We start from the raw sequence: 21989 nt of genomic DNA on the forward strand, positions 1-21989 counted from the left end.
GCGTTTTGTTTTGCCCCTCTGGGGCAAAGGGTATTTCTATACTTTTTATGCTACAAACCTTTTGCACCTCTGGTGCACTTGTCCTTAAGTACAGTACAGTTCAATTAATACTTGATTATTAAATTATGAAAATCCCCCAGAGGGGAAAAGGTTTGTAGAAATCACGTCGCCCCCCCCCATTACCCGAACCCCAGAGGGGTTCAACTCACACGGATTGAGTACTCAATTGGCAATAATTATTTGACTATCAATTGTGGGTAAACTAACGTCCCATCAGGGTCTCTCGCAGAGGACCCTGATGTATACGCCATGCAGATTCGCTGTTCTGAATAACCTGTTGTATGTTTAGAGGGCGGTGAACCTCAGGGTCCTCTGCGAGACACCCTGAGGGAACATGAATGAAATATTTTCTTGCCTTCCCAACACCTGCAGATCGGAGCCGCATGGCTGGCTACTAAGTAAATTACTTATTCAGCGCATCTACTTTATCAAAAAACTCATTTTGTAATTTAATGGTGCTTGTATCAGCCTTTATGGCTTTAAGGGCCTGTACAAAGCTGGCTATTTCATGCTCGGCTATGAATTTTCCAAATTCGGGTGTGGCTTTAGCGCCTTCGCCGGCGTAGTGGTTAGGGTAGGCGGCATACCACCATATAGGGGTGTAAATGTTGGCCAGGTTTAACCTATGCTGATTATCGCCTGATTGCGACGCTGCTCTATCCATCTTCATTAAATCGGGACGATAGTATAGCATCGAAGCAGTTTCGCTTTCACCGGCATGCTGATCGCCCTCAATGGCCGACTTATGCATTTTTCTGTATTGGTCGTTATAATCCTTATCACCACCGTGCGGATCATAAAAATACACCGCATAGTTATGGCGTTTGTTAAGCAGCGACTGCATGAAGAACTGGATAAACTCGGGGTTACCGCCATGCCCGTTCAGGATTACTATTTTATCAAACCCGTTGCGGGCAATTTCATCGCAGGTAGCCTCCAGTAAATCCCAGATCACTTTGCTGGGCAGGGCGAAGGTTCCGGGTTGATGACGGGCCTCATTGATCTGCCCGTAGAAATAATCGGGAAATACAACCGCATATTCCGATTTAACAGCGTGGGCAGCCCACTCGCGCACGTGGATGAGGTCGGTACCGATAGGGGAGTGCGGGCCGTGTTTTTCCAGGATGCCAATTGGCAGGATACAGGTTTTTGATGATTTTTCGAGCGCCGCAGGGAAGTCGGAAGCAACGAGCTCATCCCAGCGGGCAGGTATTTGCTGGGCAAAGGAATGCACAGAAAGCAGCAAGGCCACAAACAGTAGTAAGTAAGTTTTCATAAATTAAAGGTTTAATAACGAGTTATAGCAAACTGTATTTGATCTGAAATTTACGAACTTAAACTATTGTTTTTCAAGTGGTAATTTAAAAATTACAATAGAGGTTAACGGCTATCAGGTAATGAATAGCAGAAAGCAGCGCCCTTAACCGGGTTGTTTTCAACCCAGATGCGGCCATTCATTTTTTCGGTAAAATCTTTACAGATCATAAGGGCTACGCCCGCACCTTTTTCCTTTTCATTGCTGTACTGCATGTTGGCTTTAAAATTAAAAAGCACTTGAAGTTTATCGGGCGAGATGCCTTTTCCTTCGTCCTGTACGCAAATGGTTACGTCACTTTCACCTTTTGATCCGTTTATGGTAATGGTTGAATTATCGGGCGAAAACTTGATAGCATTATGTATAAAATTGCGATGGATAAACTGTATCAGTTCTTTATCGGCATGAATAATAATGGCCGGATCAACCATATTTACAAACTTAAGCCCATGATCCTTACCCATTAAATAAAATGGTTGAATAGCCTCATCAATAAGTTCTTTTAAGGGCAGGGGAACAGCTTTATAATCAAAGCCCGATAACTGCTGTTTGATCCATTGCAATATGTTTTCAAAGATCTCCAGCGAGATATTTGAAGAATGTTCCATGGTATCAACCAGCTCCATCAATTCTTCCCTTGTAAAAGAATCTGCGTCTTTAAGTACTGTTGCCAGCGTTTTGAGCGCACCTATCGGCTGCCTGAAATCATGTGCAAGGATGGATACCAGCCGGTTGTTGAACTCATGGTCTATCTCCAGTTTTTGGTTGCGTAACTGTACGGAGCGGTTAAGTTCTTCCAATGTTTGGCCATGCTTTTTCTTGAGGTTATACAGGCGGTAAGTAAACACCACCGTAATAGCAGTTATCACAAATAAAATACCCAGCACAATGGCAAGCACCTGCCTGTTTTGGCTCCTGATAGTTATAGCTTCAAGTTCCTGGTCTTTAAGTGCGTAGTCAATGTAATCGAAGCCCGATGTATTGGCGAATTTTTCTTCATCTTCATAAAGCTTCAGTAATTTTTCGCTGTAGCGCTGCACCTCACCAAGGTTATTCTGGGCGATATAAATATCATATAATTTTTTTCCGAAGAACTTTTCATAATAGTGATAACCACTTTTTTCGGAAATGGAAAGTCCCTGTTTATAGTATGTAACAGCTTTGGCGGTATCGTTGGGCAGGTACAGGTCGCCAAGGTTAATAATTATATCAAGGCTTAGGTATGATAACTCCATTGCCAGACCATTGTTAGCAGCCTGCTGTAATAATGCTATGCCTTTTTCACGCTGCTTGTTTTGCAGGTATAGCAGGCCCTGGATCTGGTCGGCCTCAACCAGCATGCGTTTATCATTAAATCGCATTCCTATCGCCCGCGCTTTTTTAAGATAAATTTCAACCGAATCTTTTGGCACTTGCTCCGGGTATAAGAGCAGGTAGTTACATAACACCAGCGACATAATAGAATCACGCTGCAAAGTTTTGCCGGCGTTTATTGCGCGTTTAAAAAAATCAATTGCTTTTTTATTTTCCTGGGTTTCATTAAATACCAGGCCAATGTTCATTAAACCCTGTATAACGTTTGAGGTATCTTTTAATTCTGTATAAAGATTATACGCCTCATTATAATAACGGAGCGAAAGCTGCAAATTGCCTTTAAGATCATAAACAATGCCAATAGCATTCAGGGCATCGGCTTTACCTGCTTTGTAGCCAAGCCGCTCAGCTATATTTCTTGCTTTTTTAGCATAATAAAAAGCGCTGTCAATATTTTGCTCATACATAAGCATACCCAGCCGGTTAAGTGTGTTTACATATCGGATGCTATCGCGAATTAAGGGCAGGTCTTTTTTTAGTTTATTAACCTCTCTGAACTGGCCGAAACATACGGATACAGCAAGCAGAAGCAATACTAAAAAGCTTACGGTTTTTCTCATTAACTGATATCAGCAAACAGGCCTTTTTGTTAAAGGTATGGCCTAAATGTGTTATACGTACAAAAAAAAGTATGGTTGGGAAATGTTAAATAAAAATGGGATCGGCTACGGTTAGTTTTAACTGTTATTCAGCAATACTGTGGTATTATACCTCAGGGTTTAATATCTGTTATTGATAATGTTATTAATAATATTACAGGCCGTTTAAGTTGAACGTTTTACCAAAGGTTACTACAACGAATCGGGGTTAGGAATAAAGTTCATAAATGCCTGGAACTTGGCATAATAGTTTTGCATGTTAAGCTGGTAATAATACGCACCACGTTTGGAGCCCGCTTTATCTTTATCGGCCAGTTTAATAAGCAAGCCTGTTGCCAGCACCCTTTTACTGAAATTACGTTTATCAATAGTGGTATTAAACACACTTTCGTAAAGTGTTTGTAATTGCGGAATGGTGAACTTGGTAGGCAAAAGTTCAAACAGAATTGGGTGCATAGCCGCTTTGTAACGGATGCGTTTGCGGGCCTGCTCAACCATTTCCTGCTGGTCAAATATTAATTTAGGAGCACGTTTAAGCTGAAACCATTCGGCCTGGTAATCATCACTGATCTGGGCCTCATATTTGTGGATATCAACCAGCGCGAAGTAGGCAACAGATACTGTGCGCTCAATAGGGTCGCGCTGGGGCTGCCCAAAAGAATATAACTGTTCAAGGTACACGCCCTCCAGGCCGGTTAATTGTTTAAGGATCCGGTTGGCGCTCTGGTCAAGGCTTTCATCGGGTTGAACAAAGCCACCCATCAGGCTCCAATTTCCCTTTTCGGGCTGAAAACCTCTTTTTATCAATAAAATCTTTAAAACCTCGCCATCAAAGCCAAAAATGATACAATCAACAGCTAATAATAACCTTGTTTGCTTGGAATACTTGAGCATTTATAATCAGTAATAATTTTATGGTAAAAACAAATATAGAATAACATTCGATATAAGCAGACAAATTTGCTATGGATACCGGTTAAAAAAGTATTAATTTACAATAGTTAGTCAAATGTGTAAATTAATTGTGCTTTTTACAATAATTATTAACATTTATTCTTCATTTATTCGCCCCAGGCCGATATAACCAGCATGCGGTTGCCGCCGTAGTTACGGTGTTCACACAAATAGATCCCCTGCCACATGCCTAAAGCCAGTCTGCCGTTGCGGATAGGGATTGTTACTGAGCTGCCAAGCATTGCAGCTTTCAGGTGGGCCGGCATATCGTCGGGCCCTTCATCATCGTGTAAATAATCAGGATCATTTTCTGGTACGGCTTTACTGAAATACATTTCAAAATCCTGCCTAACGGTTGGGTCGGCATTTTCATTAATAGTTAATGATGCTGAGGTGTGCTGGATAAATACCTGGCAAATGCCTGTTTTTAGCTCCTGTATTTGAGGCAAAGCATTAACTACTTCAGGTGTGATGAGGTGAAAACCTCTTTTGCGTTCCCTGAGCTGAAGCATTTGCTGAAATATTTTCATAAATAGTTTGCTTTATAACGATACCGCAAACATATCTATAAAGATTGTTCCATTTTTGTTTTGGAGGGTGGAGTATCTTAAAATTATGCGGTGTTTACATTGTTGAGGCAGCAATTGAAGGGTTCATACTTACCCCTTCGGCAGTGAACAGGCGATTGATGAATGCCTTTATTTTTTCGATAAAGCTTTTCCTGACCGGTTTTTCGATAGTTTGAATTTGGTCATTGTCCGGAGGCTTTGGGTTATCTGCATCCTGCATTTCTTCCAAAACAATCTCACGAATATCGGGGTCACGGTTTACGATCTCATCCAGTTCGCTAAGCTCGTTGAAGGTAGCAGTACCGTTTTTTTGCCGTTTAATAAGTATTTCAAAACGGTCCTGGTTGAAAGTTCGCCTTTCCAATTGCTTGCCGTGTTTCATGATATATAAAGTAATCTTTTTTATAAACTCAAATTAAGTGCCATGTATGTATAGTGTTGATTTTCAATAAATAAACTTTTTCCTGGATTTTGAATTTGCATCGTTCTGACACATGGATCGTTCGTTTTCGTGCAGGGGGAATGTGTAACTTTATATGGAATTAAGCTGATAGATAAATGAATAACATGATCACAAAACAGATACAAGGTGTAGCCCCTTTGCTCCAGGTTTTTGATATGCCTGTTGCTATAGGTTTTTACCGCGATGTGCTGGGTTTTGAAGTGGCACAGGCATCGGGCGAAGGTGATGATGTAGACTGGGTTTTACTCAAGCTCAACAGTATAGAGCTGATGCTTAACACAGCTTACGAAAAGCCAGACCGCCCTTCCGAACCCGATGAGCAGCGCATAGCAGCCCATACGGATACCTCGCTTTATCTTGGCCACCCCGATATTGATAAACTGTATAGCTATTTGTTAAGCAGGGGTATGCACCTTAAAGAGCCCCAAATTACCGGCTACGGCTGGAAGGCTATTTATTTGCTTGATCCTGATGGGTACTTATTATGTTTTCACTGGCCTACAGAATAGCATTAAAGCTTTTCATAGTGATCTTCGGGCCCATCGGCTGCAAGGGGAACTGTTCCATAAAAGGTGAGTATTTTGCCTTCTATCCTGAAAAATGTGATGCTATTGCTTGATGTGTCGTTATCGTACATGATCTGCTCGTGAGCATTGTCATATTTGCGGGTGCGGTAAGTACCGCTTTTTATCAGGGTATCTTTTTTTAAGCGCTTATAGGTATTGGCGGTAAAGACTATAATATTGCCATTTCCGGGTTTTACCGAGTTGGGATCAGGAGGTGTGCAGTAGCAGCTTGTGCCGCGATATTCCCATTTGCCAATCAACTGGTCATTACTGGGAGTATTGTCTTTTTTACAGCCTAACAAAATAGCGATTACGCCAAACAGGAACAGCTTTTTCATACTATAAGGTTTATAATACTTTACGGTACTATAAGGCCAAACGCTACAAGCCAATCTCCGTTAGTAACAGTTTCAATACACAATTTGCGGGTATCAATTAATTGATAACTTTGGTTTAAACCAATCTATTTCCTATAAAATCATGAAACAGCATAACTTATCAAGGCGCAGGTTTATTGGCAGCGCTGCACTTGCAGCGGCCGGGATTTTAGCATTTTCAAAATCATCATTTGCAGGCGTACTTTCAGGCCGGGCTGATAAACCCAACTCGCGCATTAACGGTGTACAGATAGGCGTGATCACCTACTCGTTCCGCAGTATGCCTGATACTATTGATGATTTGCTAAAGTATTGTATCGATTGTAATATTAACGCCATTGAACTCATGGGTGATGCCGCCGAAATTTATGCAGGCGCTCCTAAACGCGAGGCAGGCGAGGACTGGGCCGCATTTGGCAAAAAAATAGCCGAATGGCGTGCCACTGCCCCGATAGATAAGTTCAAGGAGATCCGCAAAAAATATAATGATGCCGGGGTAAGTATTTACGCCTGGAAACCCAATGCCCTCGGCACAAAAAACAGCGATGCCGAAATTGATTATGCTTTTAATGCAGGGAAGGCCCTTGGGGTAAACCACGTAACCGTCGAACTGCCCGACGAGGCCCAAACCAAGCGCCTTGGTGATATCGCCGCCAAACACAAAATGATGGTTGGCTACCATGCCCATACTCAAGCCACGCCAACCCTTTGGGATACTGCCTTAAGCCAGTCAAAATACAACGGAATTAACCTGGATATTGGTCATTATGTGGCAGGTACCAGCAGCAGCCCGGTACCGTTTATTGAAAAATACCACGACCGCATCACCAGTATGCATATTAAAGACCGTAAGTTTCATGACGGCCCCAACCAGCCCTGGGGGCAGGGTGATACCCCGATCAAAGAGGTGCTGCAATTGCTTAAAAATAACCACTATAAATTCCCGGCTACTATTGAGTTGGAATACAAGATCCCTGATGGATCAGACGCGGTGAAAGAGGTGAAAATTTGCCGCCAGTTTGCTGCAGATGCGTTGGCATAAGATGTTGTATTAGTTTGCCTTTAGTATTTATGCCTCATGTTTTGTAAATTTATATTTATTGAGATATAGATATGGGCAACTCATGTAGATTAAAGCTGGAATGGATTCCATCGGCATATAATACAGAAATAGATAGGCATAAAAGCCCAGCTTGTTTAACTTCTGTAAAAGAAGTTAAACAAGCTGATATAGCTAATGGGCTTTACCAAAGAGGCGGGGGCTTTTCCAGGCAACAGGTTTATAAAAAGAAATGGCAGCCTTAACGCCAGTTAAATACAATTACGAAAATATACTCATGAAGCCATGCCACTTAGCTTTATACATTTTGGTAGCCTTTCTTCTTATCAGCTTTGGTGCATGTTCAAATAGCAACCAGGGTACATCCAAACAAAACGGTGCCGATAGCTCAAAGCATAAAATCTTATATCATAAAAAAAACTTTGACAGCTTAATGGTCGTTGTTGAAAAGCACGCCGAAAGCGGACTTGATGTTAGCGAAGCATTGTTAGCCGACAGCGCTTTTTTAGAGATTTTTGAACATGGTGAAGCTTATTTTGAAGACGTTAATAAACATCTTCTGCAAGAGCGTTTTACCCATACTGAAGGGGGAATATGGATTTATGCCATGCAAAATCTCTCTGTTAGTAACTATGTACAATTATGCCATAGTTATTATTTACTATACCGACATGGTAAAATACCCGAAATAATGTTCGAAACTATTATTTCGCCAAATTTTTTACGCAAGCATATCATCGGCAAAAACTATCAAAACCCTGAAGTGGCTAAATTTCTGAACGGGGTGCTCCATGATAATCATATTTCAAAACAATTAGTGGTAATTGTAGACGATATGCTGAAGGGTAAGTTTTCTGGAGATGAAGCCGTTGACAGTTAATTAATCTATATTTATCACATGGAGTCAAAAATATTTTCGTACAAAGTTGATGGCATCGCGCTTGAACCGGTCAATGATCAGCTAAGCATCAGCCCGGTGTTTGATCGCAAGGAACTGCTGAATAAACTGAAAGACCTTTTTAAAGACGGCGACTACAAATTGGACGAAAGGGCCCTCGACTATAAAATTAAAGACGGTCAGCTTTACATTGAAGGAGTGGTAACTAAGCAGGAAGCTGCGAAGTCTATAGGGTTTATGAGCGGGAAATCGTAACGTACTACTATCAAACCCTCCTCGGCTAATTATCAATTGATCCTGAAACTGGTAAACGTTTCCCTGGTAACCGGTTTGGTATAATATGACTTTACATGCTGATACTGTTTTGAACGTAACAGGTCTTTTGGTAGTATCGAAAAGGTAACGATGTAGATATCAATAGGTTTACCTATGAAGGGTTCAATCTTTTTAAACTCGTCCAAAAACTCCCATCCGCTGAATGGGGTCATGTACAGGTCAAGAAAAATTACATCGGGCAACTCATCTTCATTTTGCAAGTGCTCCCTGATGTAGCGGATAGAATATTCCGCATCGGTACTGTATGTTACAGAATCAAACGCCAGGTATTTGTCCTGCATCCCTTTAATAATGGCAATATCTATTTGATTGTCATCAATATATAAAAGTGTTTTGGCCATTAGGTTCGATTTAGATCGCTACTAATATAGCTAAAAGCTATATTGATGAAATGACTGTAGCTTATACAGCCACGTATTTGAGTAGAAGTGAGAAAAGTGTGGTGTGGTTTAAAATATTGATTGTTAGTTGTTTGTCAGTGTTTGTTTTTACGGTTTTCTCATTACTGTACAATTTTGTTTTTGATTGAAGTAGCATGAGTGGCAGGTAATTTATAGAGAAAAACATCTATCAGAATGCAGCTTTAGCTGGCCTGAACTTATTGCTCTACAAAATGCCAGCAAACACCGGCGATATCGATAATATTGAACTCTTTGCCGTAAGGCTCCTGGTTGATCCCGCCTATAAGGATATTAAACCGCTGCGGCAGTTGTTTATCTATAACCATTTGGCGAAAGGCAGTAACATCGGTCACTTTTACACTTAGCATAAAGTTTTGAGCAAAGTTAGGCTGCTTGTAACGTTGCAGGATAAAACGGCAGCTATCCTTTTGAAATCCGATATAATCCCCCGAATCCCAGTTGATTTTAAAACCCAGTTCCTGAAAGAGTTGTTTTGAGCCTTCAAAATCGCTGCCTGAGGGAACAAAGGGCTCAAGTGATAAAAATTCCATATGATTTAGCAGATGATATGATATGTAAACATAGCAAATAGCATCTGAAATTCCCCGCCCGGTTTGAGGATTGCTGGAAGCACTTTGATTTACTGAAAGCAATAAATCGTCTCAATTTTTCTTCAATTCATCTCAAAGTGATATTCGAGCAAATAGCCGCATGATTATTTTCTTGATGTTTGCCGCTGTACTAACCAGTAATGCCGGGCAAATAGCAGGTGTTTGAATGAATAACCAATGGAAATAGCAGAACCTGTAATAACAGCACCGGTATTAAAAACTAAACAGCATTTCGAGATCCTGGATGGCCTTCGTGGTATTGCGGCCATAGCCGTTGTGATATTCCATTTTATGGAGTTCGTTGTTCCCGATTATAGCAAAAGCTTTATTGCACACGCTTATCTCGCTGTCGATTTCTTTTTCTGTTTATCCGGTTTTGTAATAGCTTATGCCTATGATAGTAAACTGAACGGCCTGGGTATTAAATTGTTCCTTAAGCTGCGGCTTATCCGTTTACATCCGCTGGTGGTTATCGGGTCGGTTATTGGGTTATTGGCGTTTATTTTTGATCCGTTCAGCAACCTTTATGGAGCTTATGGTGCAGGGCAAACTATACTTATGTTTTTAAGTTCGTGCCTGCTCATTCCGTATCCAATTGTGCATGAGCGGTATTTTAACCTGTTCCATCTTAACCCGCCAACATGGTCGTTGTTTTGGGAGTACATTGCCAATATTGTTTACGCCTTGGTGCTGGTTAAGTTGCGAAACAAAGCACTATGGCTATTAACCGTAGTTGTAGCAGTCTTGCTATGCTATGAAGCGTCAAAGGCTGGCTACCTTGGGGTAGGCTGGGGGGGAGATAGCTTTGGCGGAGGAGCCATTCGGGTTTGCTACTCTTTTTTAGCAGGGATCTTAGTGTATCGCTCAAACTGGATCATTGAATCGCGTTTGGGTTTTTTAGCTGTTGGCTTGTTATTGTTGATCGCGTTCCTTGTGCCTTTTTCGGCTAAGGCTAATCATATAACCGATCCGCTTATCGTGATCTTTTATTTTCCGTTCTTGGTAGCGCTCGGGGCAGGGGCTGGTTTGCATACCCGCTTTGCTAAAATCTGTAAGTTTTCGGGCGATATTTCATATCCGCTTTATGTGATCCACTACCCGTTTTTATGGATGTTTCTGAGCTATCTGGAAGCACAAAAGCCCTCAATGGGGCAAATGATAATCATGATCCCTATTGGTGTTTTATCATTAACAGGTTTGGCTTATGTTATTATGATTTACCTGGATATCCCTATTCGTAATTATCTGAAAAACAAGATGCGGAAAGGGTAGTGAAGGGTTTGAAAATTTTCCGTTCCCATGGATTCCGAACGCCTGATGTTCTGCGCCTGTTTTTAAAAAAGGATTGCTATTACGATGGGTTACCTGATTTTGGTGGTATCCTTCTTTACTTTCAATTTTTCATACTTGTTAGCAATCATCACCAAACATCCGTTCCTTGCTTTTTCTATTACCTTTTTCAGATCTTTTTTAGCACTGCTGTCAGTTAAGCCGTGGGAGAAATGGGTGGTTACTTTAAACGAGAGGCAATCCACGTATTCTTTTTTTACGTTTTGTGGCAGAAGCTTAATTTCCGGGTATGAATAAAATTGCAGCTTAAGTTGCTGTACAACTTCAGGTTGCCAGATGTCAATGTTTTTAGTGACGATCTTTGAACAGTCGGCACCCATTTTCATTACAGCTATTTTCACGCTGTCGGTCATTTGCTCCATACCCGAAAGGCCGTTTGGAAACATGGCCTTCATTTTGATCAGGCAGCATGATGAAAACTCGCGGCGTACGCTATCTGTGGTATTAAAAGCACTCGATTGCGTATAGAAAACATCATACATCTGTTGTTCCAGTTCTGGCGTCCAGCCCTTTTGCAGCTCTGCGACTTGCCGCTGCTGATAGGCTTGCCTTCGCTGGCATCTGCTTATGGTTAAAATGAGGGAAAATAAACTTATTGCAGTAAAAATGAGCGTTCGGTAAACAGGGTGCATAAGGTGATAACGATTTAGATTTTTATGGCATAAAGGTAAGGTTATAATCTGATCGGCCGTGTTTTGGGGGAGAAAAATACCGTTGCCCTTCAATGTTTTGAACTGTAAGCGGTTGATTTTTTAACGCTGTGGCAATAAAATTGACGCGGCTACGTTAATAGTTTTCCACAAAGTACAGTGGTTCAGAAAAATGCTGCGCTTGATGCGGGATGTGATTTTTGCATCTTGTATGCTGATAATCAGTTGTAAAAGCATTTACCTTCGTTAAAAAAGTACCACTACAACAGCACTACTTTAATTTATTATCATGTTTTTGATATGTTAAATTAAAATTTACTTTTTACTTTTATCTCACCAATTATAATTAAACTACAGTGGGTAAGAGTATTAACAGCAATCATATCCAACAATTGATAGCGGGCGATGAGGCTGCTTTCGATTTGATTTATGAAGCGTATAGCAGTAAGGTTTACCGGCTGGCTTTCCGGTTTCTGAAGGATGCGCAGCAGAGCGAGGAAATAGTTCAGGAGTGTTTCATTAACCTTTGGACCAGCCGCGAAAAGTTGAATGCCTTAGGCGATATCTGGCTATACCTCTACGTTATTGCGAAGCGCTTATCGTTAAATTCATTAAGGCAGATGTGCCAGTCGCGCGAGTTGTCTGATCAACTGGTGAACCACATTGCTACAGTTCATAACGATACCGAAGAGGATGTGCTTGTAAGCGACCTGGAGCAGTTTACCGAACGTATCATTAACAAGCTTCCGCGTCAGCAGCAATTGATTTTCAGGCTGAGCAGGGTAGAACACCTTACTCACAAAGAAATTGCCGATCAGTTGCAGATCTCGCCCAATACAGTGAAAAATCATATGGTTGAGGCGCTTAAAACCCTCAAATCGCAACTGCAATACTCCGACCTTATTTTTATGCTTGCCTTGTTCTTCTGGATCAACTAAAGGCAATTCTTCCCTAAACCTTTCTCAATCAAGTCTGCTTACCCTGTAATTTAATGCTGCCGTTGTACCGCCGGTTACATCGATAGTGACGCCTGTTATTTGGCCTGCAAGGTCTGAAGCCAGGAAAGCCGCGGTATTAGCAATGTCGGCCATTAAGGGGAGTTTCTTGAGCATGGTATCGTTTTCCATTTTTTTGATGATCGGATCCATAACATCGGGCATGGTATCAATGGCGTTCTTAAACACCCGTGAATCAGGCGAGCCACCTGAACGAATATTAACTACGCGGATGCCGTAAACACCCAGCTCGGATGCCAGTGTACGTGAAAAACTTTCAACTGCGCTGCAAGCCGGGCCAAAACCTCCTGTATGCGGATAACCAATACCTCCCGGCGTAGCGGTAAGCGATAAAATTACTCCCGATCTTTGTTTCATCATGACCTTACCTGCTGCAATGGCCGTCATAAAACGGGTTTGCATGGTGAGGGTAATAGGTTTCACAAAGTCTTCGGCTGATATTTGGGTAAGCGGAATGTTTTGTACCACATCAACCCCAACGGCGTTAAAGGAAATATCAACTGTACTGGCTTTACTTATCATTTGCTGTAAATGCTGATTGATTGCCGCTTCGTCAAATGCATCTACTATAGCGGTTTCGGCTAACCCTCCCGACATAATAATTTCATCAGCTACTTTCTGGATGGACTCGATATTTGGCCCGGTTAGAAACACCTTTGTGCCGGTGGCGGCCAAAGCCTTTGCAACTGCACCGCCTAATGAACCGCCTGCCCCGTATATCACCGCGTTTTTGTTGTGGAGTATCATAATGGTTAATTTGTTTAAATATAGCGTTTGGAAATGCCAGATTACATAACAAACATAATTGTAAATACAGCTTTAGAAGAGGGCTATAGATGACAATCGGGGGGATGGTTTAGGACAGAACTCCGAAATTTTGAATATCAGGATTAAGAATTATAAATGAGGTGCCTTAACTTCCTGAGCCACCGGTTACCAGTACCTGTGTATTACTATGGGAACTTTGCATTAATTTTATAATGTAAAGTTCCCATAAACAGCTATAGGCTGGTTTGTTTGCAAGGCCATTGTGTAAAAGCTAAATGCATAAAACCGCAACTTTATCAAATCAAGTTATTCCGTCCTCAGGCTTTTTACCGGGTTCATCAGCGCTGCCTTTATAGCCTGGAAACTGATGGTAAGTAAGGTTAGGATAATAGACCCTGCTCCGGCCAGGATAAATACGCCCGGGCCTATGCTGATCCGGTATTGATATTTCAGTAGCCAGGTATGGAGGTAGTAATACGAAACCGGGCTGGCAATCAGGCAGCTGATGATCACCAGGATCACAAACTCTTTCGATAGTAACATCCAAACTTGGGGAACCGTAGCGCCCAATACTTTCCGTATACCAATTTCTTTAGTTCGTTTTTCGGCCATGTATGCCGCTAATCCAAACAATCCGATACAAGAAATCATGATGGCAAGGGAAGCAAATAAGCCCGCCAGCTTCCCGATCAGTGATTCAAAGTCGAATTTTGATGCATAGCTTTCATCCACAAAACGATACTGAAAAGGAATAGTGGGATTATAACGACCGAATACAGGGGCCAATTTAGCTAATGCTGCCCGTGTATTTACCGTTGGCGATAACCGGTAAGTTACCACACTTGACCAGCTTGGCTGGTAAATAAATATGGTAGGTACCGAGTTTGAAAACGGAGAGGCCATCAGCGCATCTTTAACCACGCCGATCACGGTGGCCTTTTGCTCCACTGTGTGCCACGTGATTACCTGGTTAATCGGGTCTTTATACCGCATGCGTTTAACGGCAGCCTCATTGAGTACCACGCTCAGGGAATCGGCCCCGAGATTGCCGGTGAAATTGCGTCCGCTTTCCATTTTCATGCCCAGCGTTTTAAAGTAATCTGCATCAGATACACCTATAATAGCAAGGCTCAAAGTTTCGCCGGGCAGCCTGCCCGACCAGTCTGTTACGCTATTGTTGGCCCAGATATCGGTAACAGGGCTCGATGATTTGGTAACGTCGCTTACAACGCCGGTGGCCAGCATTTCGTTTTTGAAGGCATCATAATTGCGCGTCAGGTCGCCGGTGGCATCGGTCATCACTAAACGACTGGCATCGTAACCCACCGGCCTGTCTTTAGCATGATCTATTTGTTGATAAATGATAAGGGTACTGATGATGAGTGCAATGGAGCAGGTGAATTGCAGTACAACGAGAATCTCCCGCGGAAGATTACCTGCTTTGCCTGTTTGTAAACTTCCTTTTAAAACTTTTACAGGTTTAAAAGACGACAGGTAAAAAGCCGGTCTTCCTCCCGAAAGTAACCCGGTAAATACAACAAATCCTACCATAAGCAGCCAAAATGTACCATTGGTAAAAGGAATGCTGATCTCTGTATGAGTAAGATTGTTAAAAGCCGGCAAAGCCACTGCAACAAATAGCAGCGATAACAAAAAGGCCAGGAAAGTTAAAGTCATGGACTCGACCAGGAACTGGAAGATGAGGTTTTTACGGCTTGAGCCGATGGCTTTACGGACTCCTACTTCGCGCGCTCTTTTCTCTGACCGTGCGGTAGCAAGATTGGTGAAATTGATACAGGCAATAATCAGGATCAGTGTGCCGATGAGCGCAAACATTCTCACATAATCAATTAAACCGCCAGAGACTACGCCATTCCTGTATTCAGAAAATAAATGCCAGTCTTTCAACGGTTCAAGAAACAGTTCGGCCTTGGTTTGCGCGTAATATTTAGGGCTGTGCCTAACCATTGTCCCTTTTATTTGGGGGGCCAGTTCAGCATAAGAAACATTAGATTGCAAAGCAACAAAGGTTTGGAAGGAATTATTGTCCCAATTGGTAAGAGATTGTTTAACCTCGCTATCCGTAATGGCATAGTAAGTGAAAGGTACAATAAAGCTGAACTGAAATGTAGAGTTGGCAGGTACGTCTTTCAGGATGCCTGTAACCCGCATGTCATGAAAGTTATCGATCTTCACCATTTTGCCTATTGCTTCAGCACTACCAAATAATGTCGTGGCGGCAGTTTGTGACAGCACAATAGAATACGGATCACTTAATACGGCATCTACCTTACCCTTGATGAGCGGATATTGAAAAATTTTCAGGAAATCGCTGCCTGCCATTGCCCCGTTAACATTTATTCTTTTGTCGCCCACGGTAAGCGGGTGTGAACCCATCCAGTCTGTTTGGGCCACGTATTTAATCTCCGGAAAATCTTTTTTTAATGCATCGGCCAAAGGTAAATTGGTGGAGCCAACCGTGTTGATCTCACCATTGTTATTCACATTAAACCTTACTTTGTAGGCCTGCTGGTAGCCGGGCAAAAAGCGGTCGTACGAAACCTGGGCATAAATCCACAAGCCGATGAGCATGGCTACGGCCATTCCTGAAGCTAAGCCGATGATATTCAAAGCGCTGTAAACTCTATTGTTTACCAAATTGCGCAAGGCGATTTTAAGGTAATTTCTGATCATAACCGGGCGGTTTTAAATAGATACGAAACTATTCGTAAATATAATGCCAATTATTTATGTTGTTAATTATCAATTATTTGTGGTGTTTTTTCTTTGGAGCGTTGTATCAAAAGTGAACAGCAACCGTGCATTTTTGATCAGTAAGTTTATTGATTACAATTAGCGTAATACATATGGTCAAAGTACTGATCGGGTTGGTAAAAAGGCATGTCCATCTCCTGCGTGTGATTGCGATAGGATGGTAACCTGATGACTACCCGCCGCTACGAATTACTCACTCCGCAGGCTTTTTACAGGGTTTGCCAGCGCGGCTTTAATGGTTTGATAGCTTACTGTGAGTAAGGTGATCAGTACAGCACCTATCCCAGTAAGTACGAATACCCACCAGGCTATCGGTATGCGATATTGATAACTTTGCAACCATTTCGACATAAAATACCAGGCCACAGGTGTTGCTATGATGATTGAAATAATTACCAGTACCACAAAATCCTTTGATAACAACCGCCATAGCGTGAATACCGTTGCACCTAATACCTTACGCAGGCCGATTTCTTTGGTGCGTTGCTCGGCCATAAACATTGCCATGCCAAACAGCCCGAGGCAGCTAATGAAAATGGCAAGGCAGGAGAAGAATTTTGTTAGTTTGCCGATGTGCTCTTCGGCTGTAAATTTTTTGGCATATTCTTCATCAGCGAAATTATATGTAAAAGGAACGGCAGGGACGATCTTTTTGAAAACGTCGGCTATTTGGGGCAATGCTTTGCTAACACTTGTTTGCGGATTTATCCTGATAAAAATCCAGTTAGGGTTGCCTCCCAGGCGGAAAACAACGGGCCTTATCGCATCGTAAGGCGATTCCATCACCATGTTTTTTATTACGCCGATAATCCTGTAATCCTTGTCAACGTTGTTCCACTTGCTTTTCCAATGGATGTTTTCGCCTACTGGGTTTTTGAAGCCCATATACTTTGCGGCGGCCTCATTGATCACGAAACCGGATGAATCTGCAACAGACCCGGCGTAAAAATCGCGGCCATCTTTAAATTGCCAGCCAATCGTTTTTCCGTATTCGGCTGTCACGGTTAGCGTCCCGAATTTTTCTTCTACACCGGGATTTCTACCTCTCCAGTTAAAACCGTCATTGTTTGAGGAAACCCCTGTAACCGGGCTTTCTGATTCAGCTACTTCGGTCACAAAACCGGTTGCCTTTAGTTCGTTTCTGAGGATGTCCTGTTTGCCCTGATAGTCAATGGACTGCATCGGTACTATAACCAAACCATCACGGGTGTATCCTACGGGGCGGTCTTTGCCAAAGATCAGTTGGTTATATATAATGATGGTACAAATGATCAATATAATAGAAACAGTGAATTGCGTCACTACTAATACTTTGCGCGGAAGGGAAGCCATCCGGCCTGCCCGAAATGCTCCTTTTAAAACTTTTACAGGCTGAAATGAGGACAGGTATAAAGCCGGATAAATCCCGGCAAGCAAACCTGTAAATATCATAAAGCTGAGGCAAGAAAGCCAAAACCATATATTGGCGTAGGGTAGGGTGATCTGCTTTGCCGACAGGTCATTTAACGTTGGCAAAGCAAGTATGGCAAATAACAGCGCTATTATAAATGCCAAAAGTGCCACCAGTAATGATTCACTAAAAAACTGGCCGATCAGTTGTATCCTGGCCGAGCCGATGGCTTTACGGATGCCTACCTCGGTTGCTCTTCTTTCGGAGCGCGCGGTGCTAAAATTCATAAAATTGATACAGGCCAGTAACAATACAAAGCCACCAATAGTACCAACTATCCACACAAACCGGATAGGTCCTTTATCGGCAAGGCCATCCTTAAAGTTTGAATAGAGGTGCCAGTTCTTCATCGGGTTTAGTAATATTTCGGGGTTTGCAGCTACCTCTTGCCTCATATTGTCCATGTGCCTGATCACGTTCAGTTCAGCATCTTTAACATTGGCAGACACTTTATTCAAATCAGCACCCGGCCATATCTCACCATAGATCAAAAAACGATGATCATCCCAGGTCATTGCGCTCAGGCGCGTATCAGCAGCTGCATACAGCTCCCAGGGCATAAAAAACTGTACCTCGTGAAATTGAGCGTTTTGCGGAAGGTCTTCATATATCCCCGTCACCTTCACATCGGTGGTGGTATGTACATTCCAGGTGTCACTCACTTTCACTGTTTTATCCATAGGGTCGGCATTGCCGAAAAGCTTTTTTGCTGCAGAGGCTGAAAGCAGAACCGAACGCGGATCATTTAATGCAGTCCACGAGCCGCGAAGCATTTTCAATGTCAGCATTTCGGGCGCAGCGGCTTCAATGTATTGTCCTGTTTGCAATATTTTATTTTCACCCTGTGACAGGTAGTAATGGCTGGTTTCGGTTGCTATTACTACTTGTTTAAAATCATTATGGTAATTGGTTTTGAGTTCATTAAGCAGCCGGTAAGGCATATGATCTGTTACGGTGATATTGCCGAGGAACTTTTCCTGCTGCAGCACGGCTACAATGCGGTCGTAGTTTTGGTGATATTTATTGAATGAAAGTTCGTCCCAGATCCATAAACCAATCATCATGGCTACCGCCATACCTACGGCAAGGCCGCCGATGTTGATGAAAGACGATGCCTTGTTCCTGGCAAGATTACGCCAGGCGATTTTGAAATTGTTCTTGAACATAATCTTAGGTTTTGTTAAATGACGCTAACGGGGCCGGGTAGTTGCATATGCTAAAAAAAACTTTTTCGGCTTAAGCATAGGTGCAAAAGCCTAAAATTTTCAAGATTTCTGTAACCGATTTTTTTGAACCGAGTTTATCAACAGAAATAATATTTACCATATGCTGAATCCAATAAAAAAAATAATGCTGACGCTCCTGTTGTTGGCAAAGGCTTTTTGCGGCAACTGTCAAAACGAACAATTAAACTACAGTTCCAAACAACTGCAGGAGGACTACTCCATATTCAGAAAGGCTTTAGAAACTACTTATCCAAGTCTTTACAGGTTCATGGACAGTTTAATCATGAGCAAATATTTAGATGATAATTTTAAATCATTAAATCGGCCACAGCCCGGGGCAGATTTTTATAAACTAATCGCCACCACCTGCGCCAAAGTAAACGATGAGCATCTGATCGCAACACCATCTAAAGACTATTACAGGTCATTAGAAAACACGCATCATTATTTACCTTTTTCTTTAAAAATCATCGACCGAAGGGTTTATGTGCTCACAACGGCACAATTCAATAGTGCTATCCCTGTCGGATCTGAAATTATTTCGATTAACGGAAGGGCTATTGAAGAAATTCTAAATACTTTATTGTCTGTAATTCCCTCCGACGGGTACATTCAAACCTTTAATATTCGTCACCTGGAAGATTATAGTATGACTGAAGAAGAAAACCTTTTTGATTTGAATTATCCAATTTTTATAGAAGATACAGACTCTTATCGCATTGAATTTATAGACGTTGCTGACCAGTCGAAAAAGAAAGTGACAACGGTTGCCGGCCTTGATTATAGATCGTATAAAAAGTTTTTCTATAGCAGAACAAAATTAGAGGCGCCATTAGCATTTAAATACCTTAAAAAAAATATTGCTTATTTGCGCATCTCTTCATTTCTGAAATGGCATAGGGCACGTTTTAAACAAGACTTTTATACCTTATATGATAGTGTTTTTAGAGAATTACATGTAAAGCATACGGAGAATTTAATTTTGGATCTGAGAAATAATGAAGGTGGCGATGGAACAGGTGAAAAGTTGCTTACCTATCTTTTGACAAAGCCGTATAAGCATTTTGAATCTACCGAAGTGAAATTTGTAGGGTATGCCCCTGTTGCTGATTATCTGGAAAACGGGAAAGAGCTATTTTTTGCCGATTCGCTGGTCTATCGAACCAATACCGGAATGTATAGCCTTAAAAACAAATATATGCCGTTGCTTGACGAACAGCAACCGGATACCAATTGTTATAAAGGGAAATTATATGTGCTGATGAATGGTGCATCAGGATCTATGGCATCAGTAGTTGCCAGCTTTCTGAAAGGCAATAAAAGGGCAATATTTATTGGAGAAGAAAGCGGTGGAACGATGGAGGGCAATACTTCACATCAATCGGCAAGATTGGTATTACCCAATACTAAAATAAGAATTGCGATACCATTACTAAAAACAACTAATGCTGTTGCTTTTACAAAAGGGAGAGGCGTTTATCCGGACTATGATGTAAGCCCTAAAATAGATGATATTTTAAACGGCATTGATACGGAATTAAATTTCACACTTGGCTTAATTTTATCAAAGAAATGAACCTAATGATCGTTCGGGAAAAATATCTGTGCCATTATAACTGGAAATAACGTGCCGGTAAAAGAAGAAAATCACAATTTTTAAAAAATATTTCACACCCGGGTAGTCCTATGGTTTGAGTTACGTGTTCTATACATAAATGCCCCTCCCGGGGAATTTGTATATAAACCAATAACATGAATAACGAAAGGCTCAGGAGTTTACTTGAACAGTATTTTAACGATGCTATAAGCGGTACCGACCGCGAGGAGTTGCTCAGCTACCTGAACAACAATCCCGGCGAAGTATTTAGCGCAGTTGATGAAGAGATGCTGAACCTTGAAGGTGCCCCTGAGTTTGATAATACCCACGCACAAAAAGTATTGGCTGATATCAAGGCCGATTCAAGGTTTAAGGATGATACTATTATTCCTCTACCTGTCACCGGCAAAAACAATATCGTGAAATTATATGCAGGCTGGATGAAAATTGCGGCTGCTGTTTTGATTTTCGTCTCTGTTGGATTTTACTTTGTGCGCCGCCAAAAAATGGGCGCTGTTAAAAACGAAGTTGCCAATACCACAGCGAGGATTGTTCCGGGCAGCAATAAAGCCATACTTACACTGGCAACCGGTAAAAGCATCGTGCTGGATAGTGCGGCTAACGGCGCGCTTGCCAACCTGGGGAAAAGCCAGGTAAATAAAGTTGGCGATGGCAAGCTGGTTTATGATGTGCTGCCAAATGCTACTCATGCCGGTGTTAATGCCGTTTTATACAACACACTCACCATCCCACCGGGAGGCCAGTACCAGGTGGTGCTGCCCGATGGTACACAGGTATGGCTAAACTCATCATCATCATTAAGCTACCCAACCGAATTTGCCGGTAACAGCCGTACAGTAAAACTTACCGGCGAAGCTTACTTTGAAGTGGCGAAAAATAAAGACAAGCCTTTTTATGTAGAGATGAACAACGTACAGGTAAAAGTACTGGGTACGCATTTCAATATCTCGGCCTATGCTGATGATAATGATCTGACCACCACGCTGCTTGAAGGCTCGGTGCAGATCAGTAAAAATGGCAGCCAGGCTTTGTTAAAACCAGGTCAGCAGGCAGTGATAGGCAGCAATGCTAATGCAATTACAGTTTCAAAAGCACACATCAACGAAGCTATGGCCTGGAAAAACGGTTATTTCATGTTTAATGATGATAACATAGTGGATATCATGAAGAAGGTATCCCGCTGGTATGATGCGGATGTTGAATACCAGGGCAATTTTAGTACTCAGCGTTTTGGTGGTACGTTTACCCGCTCAAAAAGCATAACAGACCTGCTGAAAAATCTTGAACAAATAAGCAATGTGCATTTTAAAATTACAGGAAGGAGGATCACCGTTATGCAATAAATCTACACTCTCCATTATCCCAACCAATTATCTATCAGCATAAAAAAATAAAGCCAGGAGCGTTTCGGACCGCCCCTGACCTAAGCCTGTTATGGCAATGCCAGATAGTAAAACTAATTGCAGCGATTACAACCACTTATTAATAAACTGACATTCAAATGTATAAAAATTTTACTGCATTTACTTGCGGCAAACATCGTGGGCGCCTAT

Annotated in this window: 21 protein-coding genes; 9 read left to right on the plus strand and 12 right to left on the minus strand. The window is 41.9% G+C overall.

Annotation, left to right across the window (positions count from 1 at the left end; all coding sequences use genetic code 11):
• Positions 1-463 precede the first annotated feature (463 nt).
• From VF500_RS26160 to VF500_RS26180, 5 genes are all read right to left on the minus strand, one after another.
• Positions 464-1336, minus strand: coding sequence for a creatininase family protein (locus VF500_RS26160; RefSeq protein ID WP_330862485.1), 873 nt, complete (start codon positions 1334-1336; stop codon positions 464-466).
• A 104-nt stretch (positions 1337-1440) separates the two neighbouring features.
• Positions 1441-3309, minus strand: coding sequence for a tetratricopeptide repeat-containing sensor histidine kinase (locus VF500_RS26165; protein WP_330862486.1), 1869 nt, complete (start codon positions 3307-3309; stop codon positions 1441-1443).
• A 231-nt stretch (positions 3310-3540) separates the two neighbouring features.
• On the minus strand, positions 3541-4242 hold the full coding sequence (locus VF500_RS26170; protein ID WP_110586075.1) for an NUDIX hydrolase: 702 nt from the start codon (positions 4240-4242) through the stop codon (positions 3541-3543).
• Positions 4243-4409: 167 nt separating this feature from the next.
• Positions 4410-4832: a secondary thiamine-phosphate synthase enzyme YjbQ gene (locus VF500_RS26175; RefSeq protein ID WP_330862487.1), complete on the minus strand. Its 423-nt coding sequence runs from the start codon at positions 4830-4832 to the stop codon at positions 4410-4412.
• Positions 4833-4926: 94 nt separating this feature from the next.
• On the minus strand, positions 4927-5253 hold the full coding sequence (locus tag VF500_RS26180; protein ID WP_330862488.1) for a hypothetical protein: 327 nt from the start codon (positions 5251-5253) through the stop codon (positions 4927-4929).
• Positions 5254-5438: 185 nt separating this feature from the next.
• On the opposite strand from VF500_RS26180, the gene VF500_RS26185 reads away from it, so the two are divergent.
• Complete coding sequence (locus VF500_RS26185; protein WP_330862489.1) at positions 5439-5843, plus strand: VOC family protein; 405 nt, start codon at positions 5439-5441, stop codon at positions 5841-5843.
• A gap of 2 nt (positions 5844-5845) precedes the next feature.
• Here the strand turns inward: VF500_RS26185 and VF500_RS26190 are convergent, their stop codons facing one another.
• Positions 5846-6238 carry a hypothetical protein gene (locus VF500_RS26190; protein ID WP_330862490.1) on the minus strand — a complete coding sequence of 131 codons (393 nt, stop codon included), beginning with the start codon at positions 6236-6238 and terminating at the stop codon, positions 5846-5848.
• Between the two features lie 142 nt (positions 6239-6380).
• Between VF500_RS26190 and VF500_RS26195 the strand changes: the two genes are divergently transcribed.
• The 4 genes from VF500_RS26195 (at position 6381) to VF500_RS26210 (ending at position 8490) form a co-directional block, all read left to right on the plus strand.
• Positions 6381-7319, plus strand: coding sequence for a sugar phosphate isomerase/epimerase (locus VF500_RS26195; RefSeq protein ID WP_330862491.1), 939 nt, complete (start codon positions 6381-6383; stop codon positions 7317-7319).
• A gap of 71 nt (positions 7320-7390) precedes the next feature.
• Entirely contained in the window at positions 7391-7582 is a 192-nt protein-coding gene (locus VF500_RS26200; protein WP_330862492.1) for a hypothetical protein, read from the plus strand.
• Positions 7570-8217, plus strand: coding sequence for a hypothetical protein (locus VF500_RS26205; protein WP_330862493.1), 648 nt, complete (start codon positions 7570-7572; stop codon positions 8215-8217). The genes VF500_RS26200 and VF500_RS26205 overlap by 13 nt, the downstream gene beginning before the upstream one ends.
• An 18-nt stretch (positions 8218-8235) precedes the next feature.
• Positions 8236-8490 carry a hypothetical protein gene (locus VF500_RS26210; RefSeq protein ID WP_330862494.1) on the plus strand — a complete coding sequence of 85 codons (255 nt, stop codon included), beginning with the start codon at positions 8236-8238 and terminating at the stop codon, positions 8488-8490.
• A 32-nt stretch (positions 8491-8522) separates the two neighbouring features.
• Here the strand turns inward: VF500_RS26210 and VF500_RS26215 are convergent, their stop codons facing one another.
• Both VF500_RS26215 and VF500_RS26220 read right to left on the minus strand, forming a co-directional pair.
• Positions 8523-8912 carry a hypothetical protein gene (locus VF500_RS26215; RefSeq protein ID WP_330862495.1) on the minus strand — a complete coding sequence of 130 codons (390 nt, stop codon included), beginning with the start codon at positions 8910-8912 and terminating at the stop codon, positions 8523-8525.
• Between the two features lie 257 nt (positions 8913-9169).
• On the minus strand, positions 9170-9523 hold the full coding sequence (locus tag VF500_RS26220; protein WP_330862496.1) for a hypothetical protein: 354 nt from the start codon (positions 9521-9523) through the stop codon (positions 9170-9172).
• A 237-nt stretch (positions 9524-9760) separates the two neighbouring features.
• Here VF500_RS26220 and VF500_RS26225 point away from each other — a divergent pair, with 237 nt between their 5' ends.
• Positions 9761-10855: an acyltransferase gene (locus VF500_RS26225; RefSeq protein ID WP_330862497.1), complete on the plus strand. Its 1095-nt coding sequence runs from the start codon at positions 9761-9763 to the stop codon at positions 10853-10855.
• Between the two features lie 89 nt (positions 10856-10944).
• Here the strand turns inward: VF500_RS26225 and VF500_RS26230 are convergent, their stop codons facing one another.
• Positions 10945-11565 carry a hypothetical protein gene (locus VF500_RS26230; protein ID WP_330862498.1) on the minus strand — a complete coding sequence of 207 codons (621 nt, stop codon included), beginning with the start codon at positions 11563-11565 and terminating at the stop codon, positions 10945-10947.
• A 374-nt stretch (positions 11566-11939) separates the two neighbouring features.
• On the opposite strand from VF500_RS26230, the gene VF500_RS26235 reads away from it, so the two are divergent.
• Positions 11940-12521: an RNA polymerase sigma-70 factor gene (locus tag VF500_RS26235; RefSeq protein ID WP_330862499.1), complete on the plus strand. Its 582-nt coding sequence runs from the start codon at positions 11940-11942 to the stop codon at positions 12519-12521.
• A gap of 24 nt (positions 12522-12545) precedes the next feature.
• Here VF500_RS26235 and VF500_RS26240 read toward each other — a convergent pair whose 3' ends face one another.
• The 3 genes from VF500_RS26240 to VF500_RS26250 form a co-directional block, all read right to left on the minus strand.
• Positions 12546-13346 (minus strand): SDR family NAD(P)-dependent oxidoreductase, encoded by an 801-nt coding sequence (locus tag VF500_RS26240; RefSeq protein ID WP_330862500.1) that lies wholly within the window; start codon positions 13344-13346, stop codon positions 12546-12548.
• Between the two features lie 327 nt (positions 13347-13673).
• Positions 13674-16061, minus strand: coding sequence for an ABC transporter permease (locus VF500_RS26245; protein ID WP_330862501.1), 2388 nt, complete (start codon positions 16059-16061; stop codon positions 13674-13676).
• Between the two features lie 270 nt (positions 16062-16331).
• Positions 16332-18758 carry an ABC transporter permease gene (locus VF500_RS26250; protein WP_330862502.1) on the minus strand — a complete coding sequence of 809 codons (2427 nt, stop codon included), beginning with the start codon at positions 18756-18758 and terminating at the stop codon, positions 16332-16334.
• Between the two features lie 160 nt (positions 18759-18918).
• Between VF500_RS26250 and VF500_RS26255 the strand changes: the two genes are divergently transcribed.
• Positions 18919-20394, plus strand: coding sequence for a S41 family peptidase (locus VF500_RS26255; RefSeq protein WP_330862503.1), 1476 nt, complete (start codon positions 18919-18921; stop codon positions 20392-20394).
• A 176-nt stretch (positions 20395-20570) separates the two neighbouring features.
• Positions 20571-21779, plus strand: coding sequence for a FecR family protein (locus VF500_RS26260; protein WP_330862504.1), 1209 nt, complete (start codon positions 20571-20573; stop codon positions 21777-21779).
• Positions 21780-21989: the final 210 nt, after the last annotated feature.

The sequence above is a fragment of the Mucilaginibacter sp. genome (assembly GCF_036383575.1).
Lineage (GTDB): Bacteria > Bacteroidota > Bacteroidia > Sphingobacteriales > Sphingobacteriaceae > Mucilaginibacter.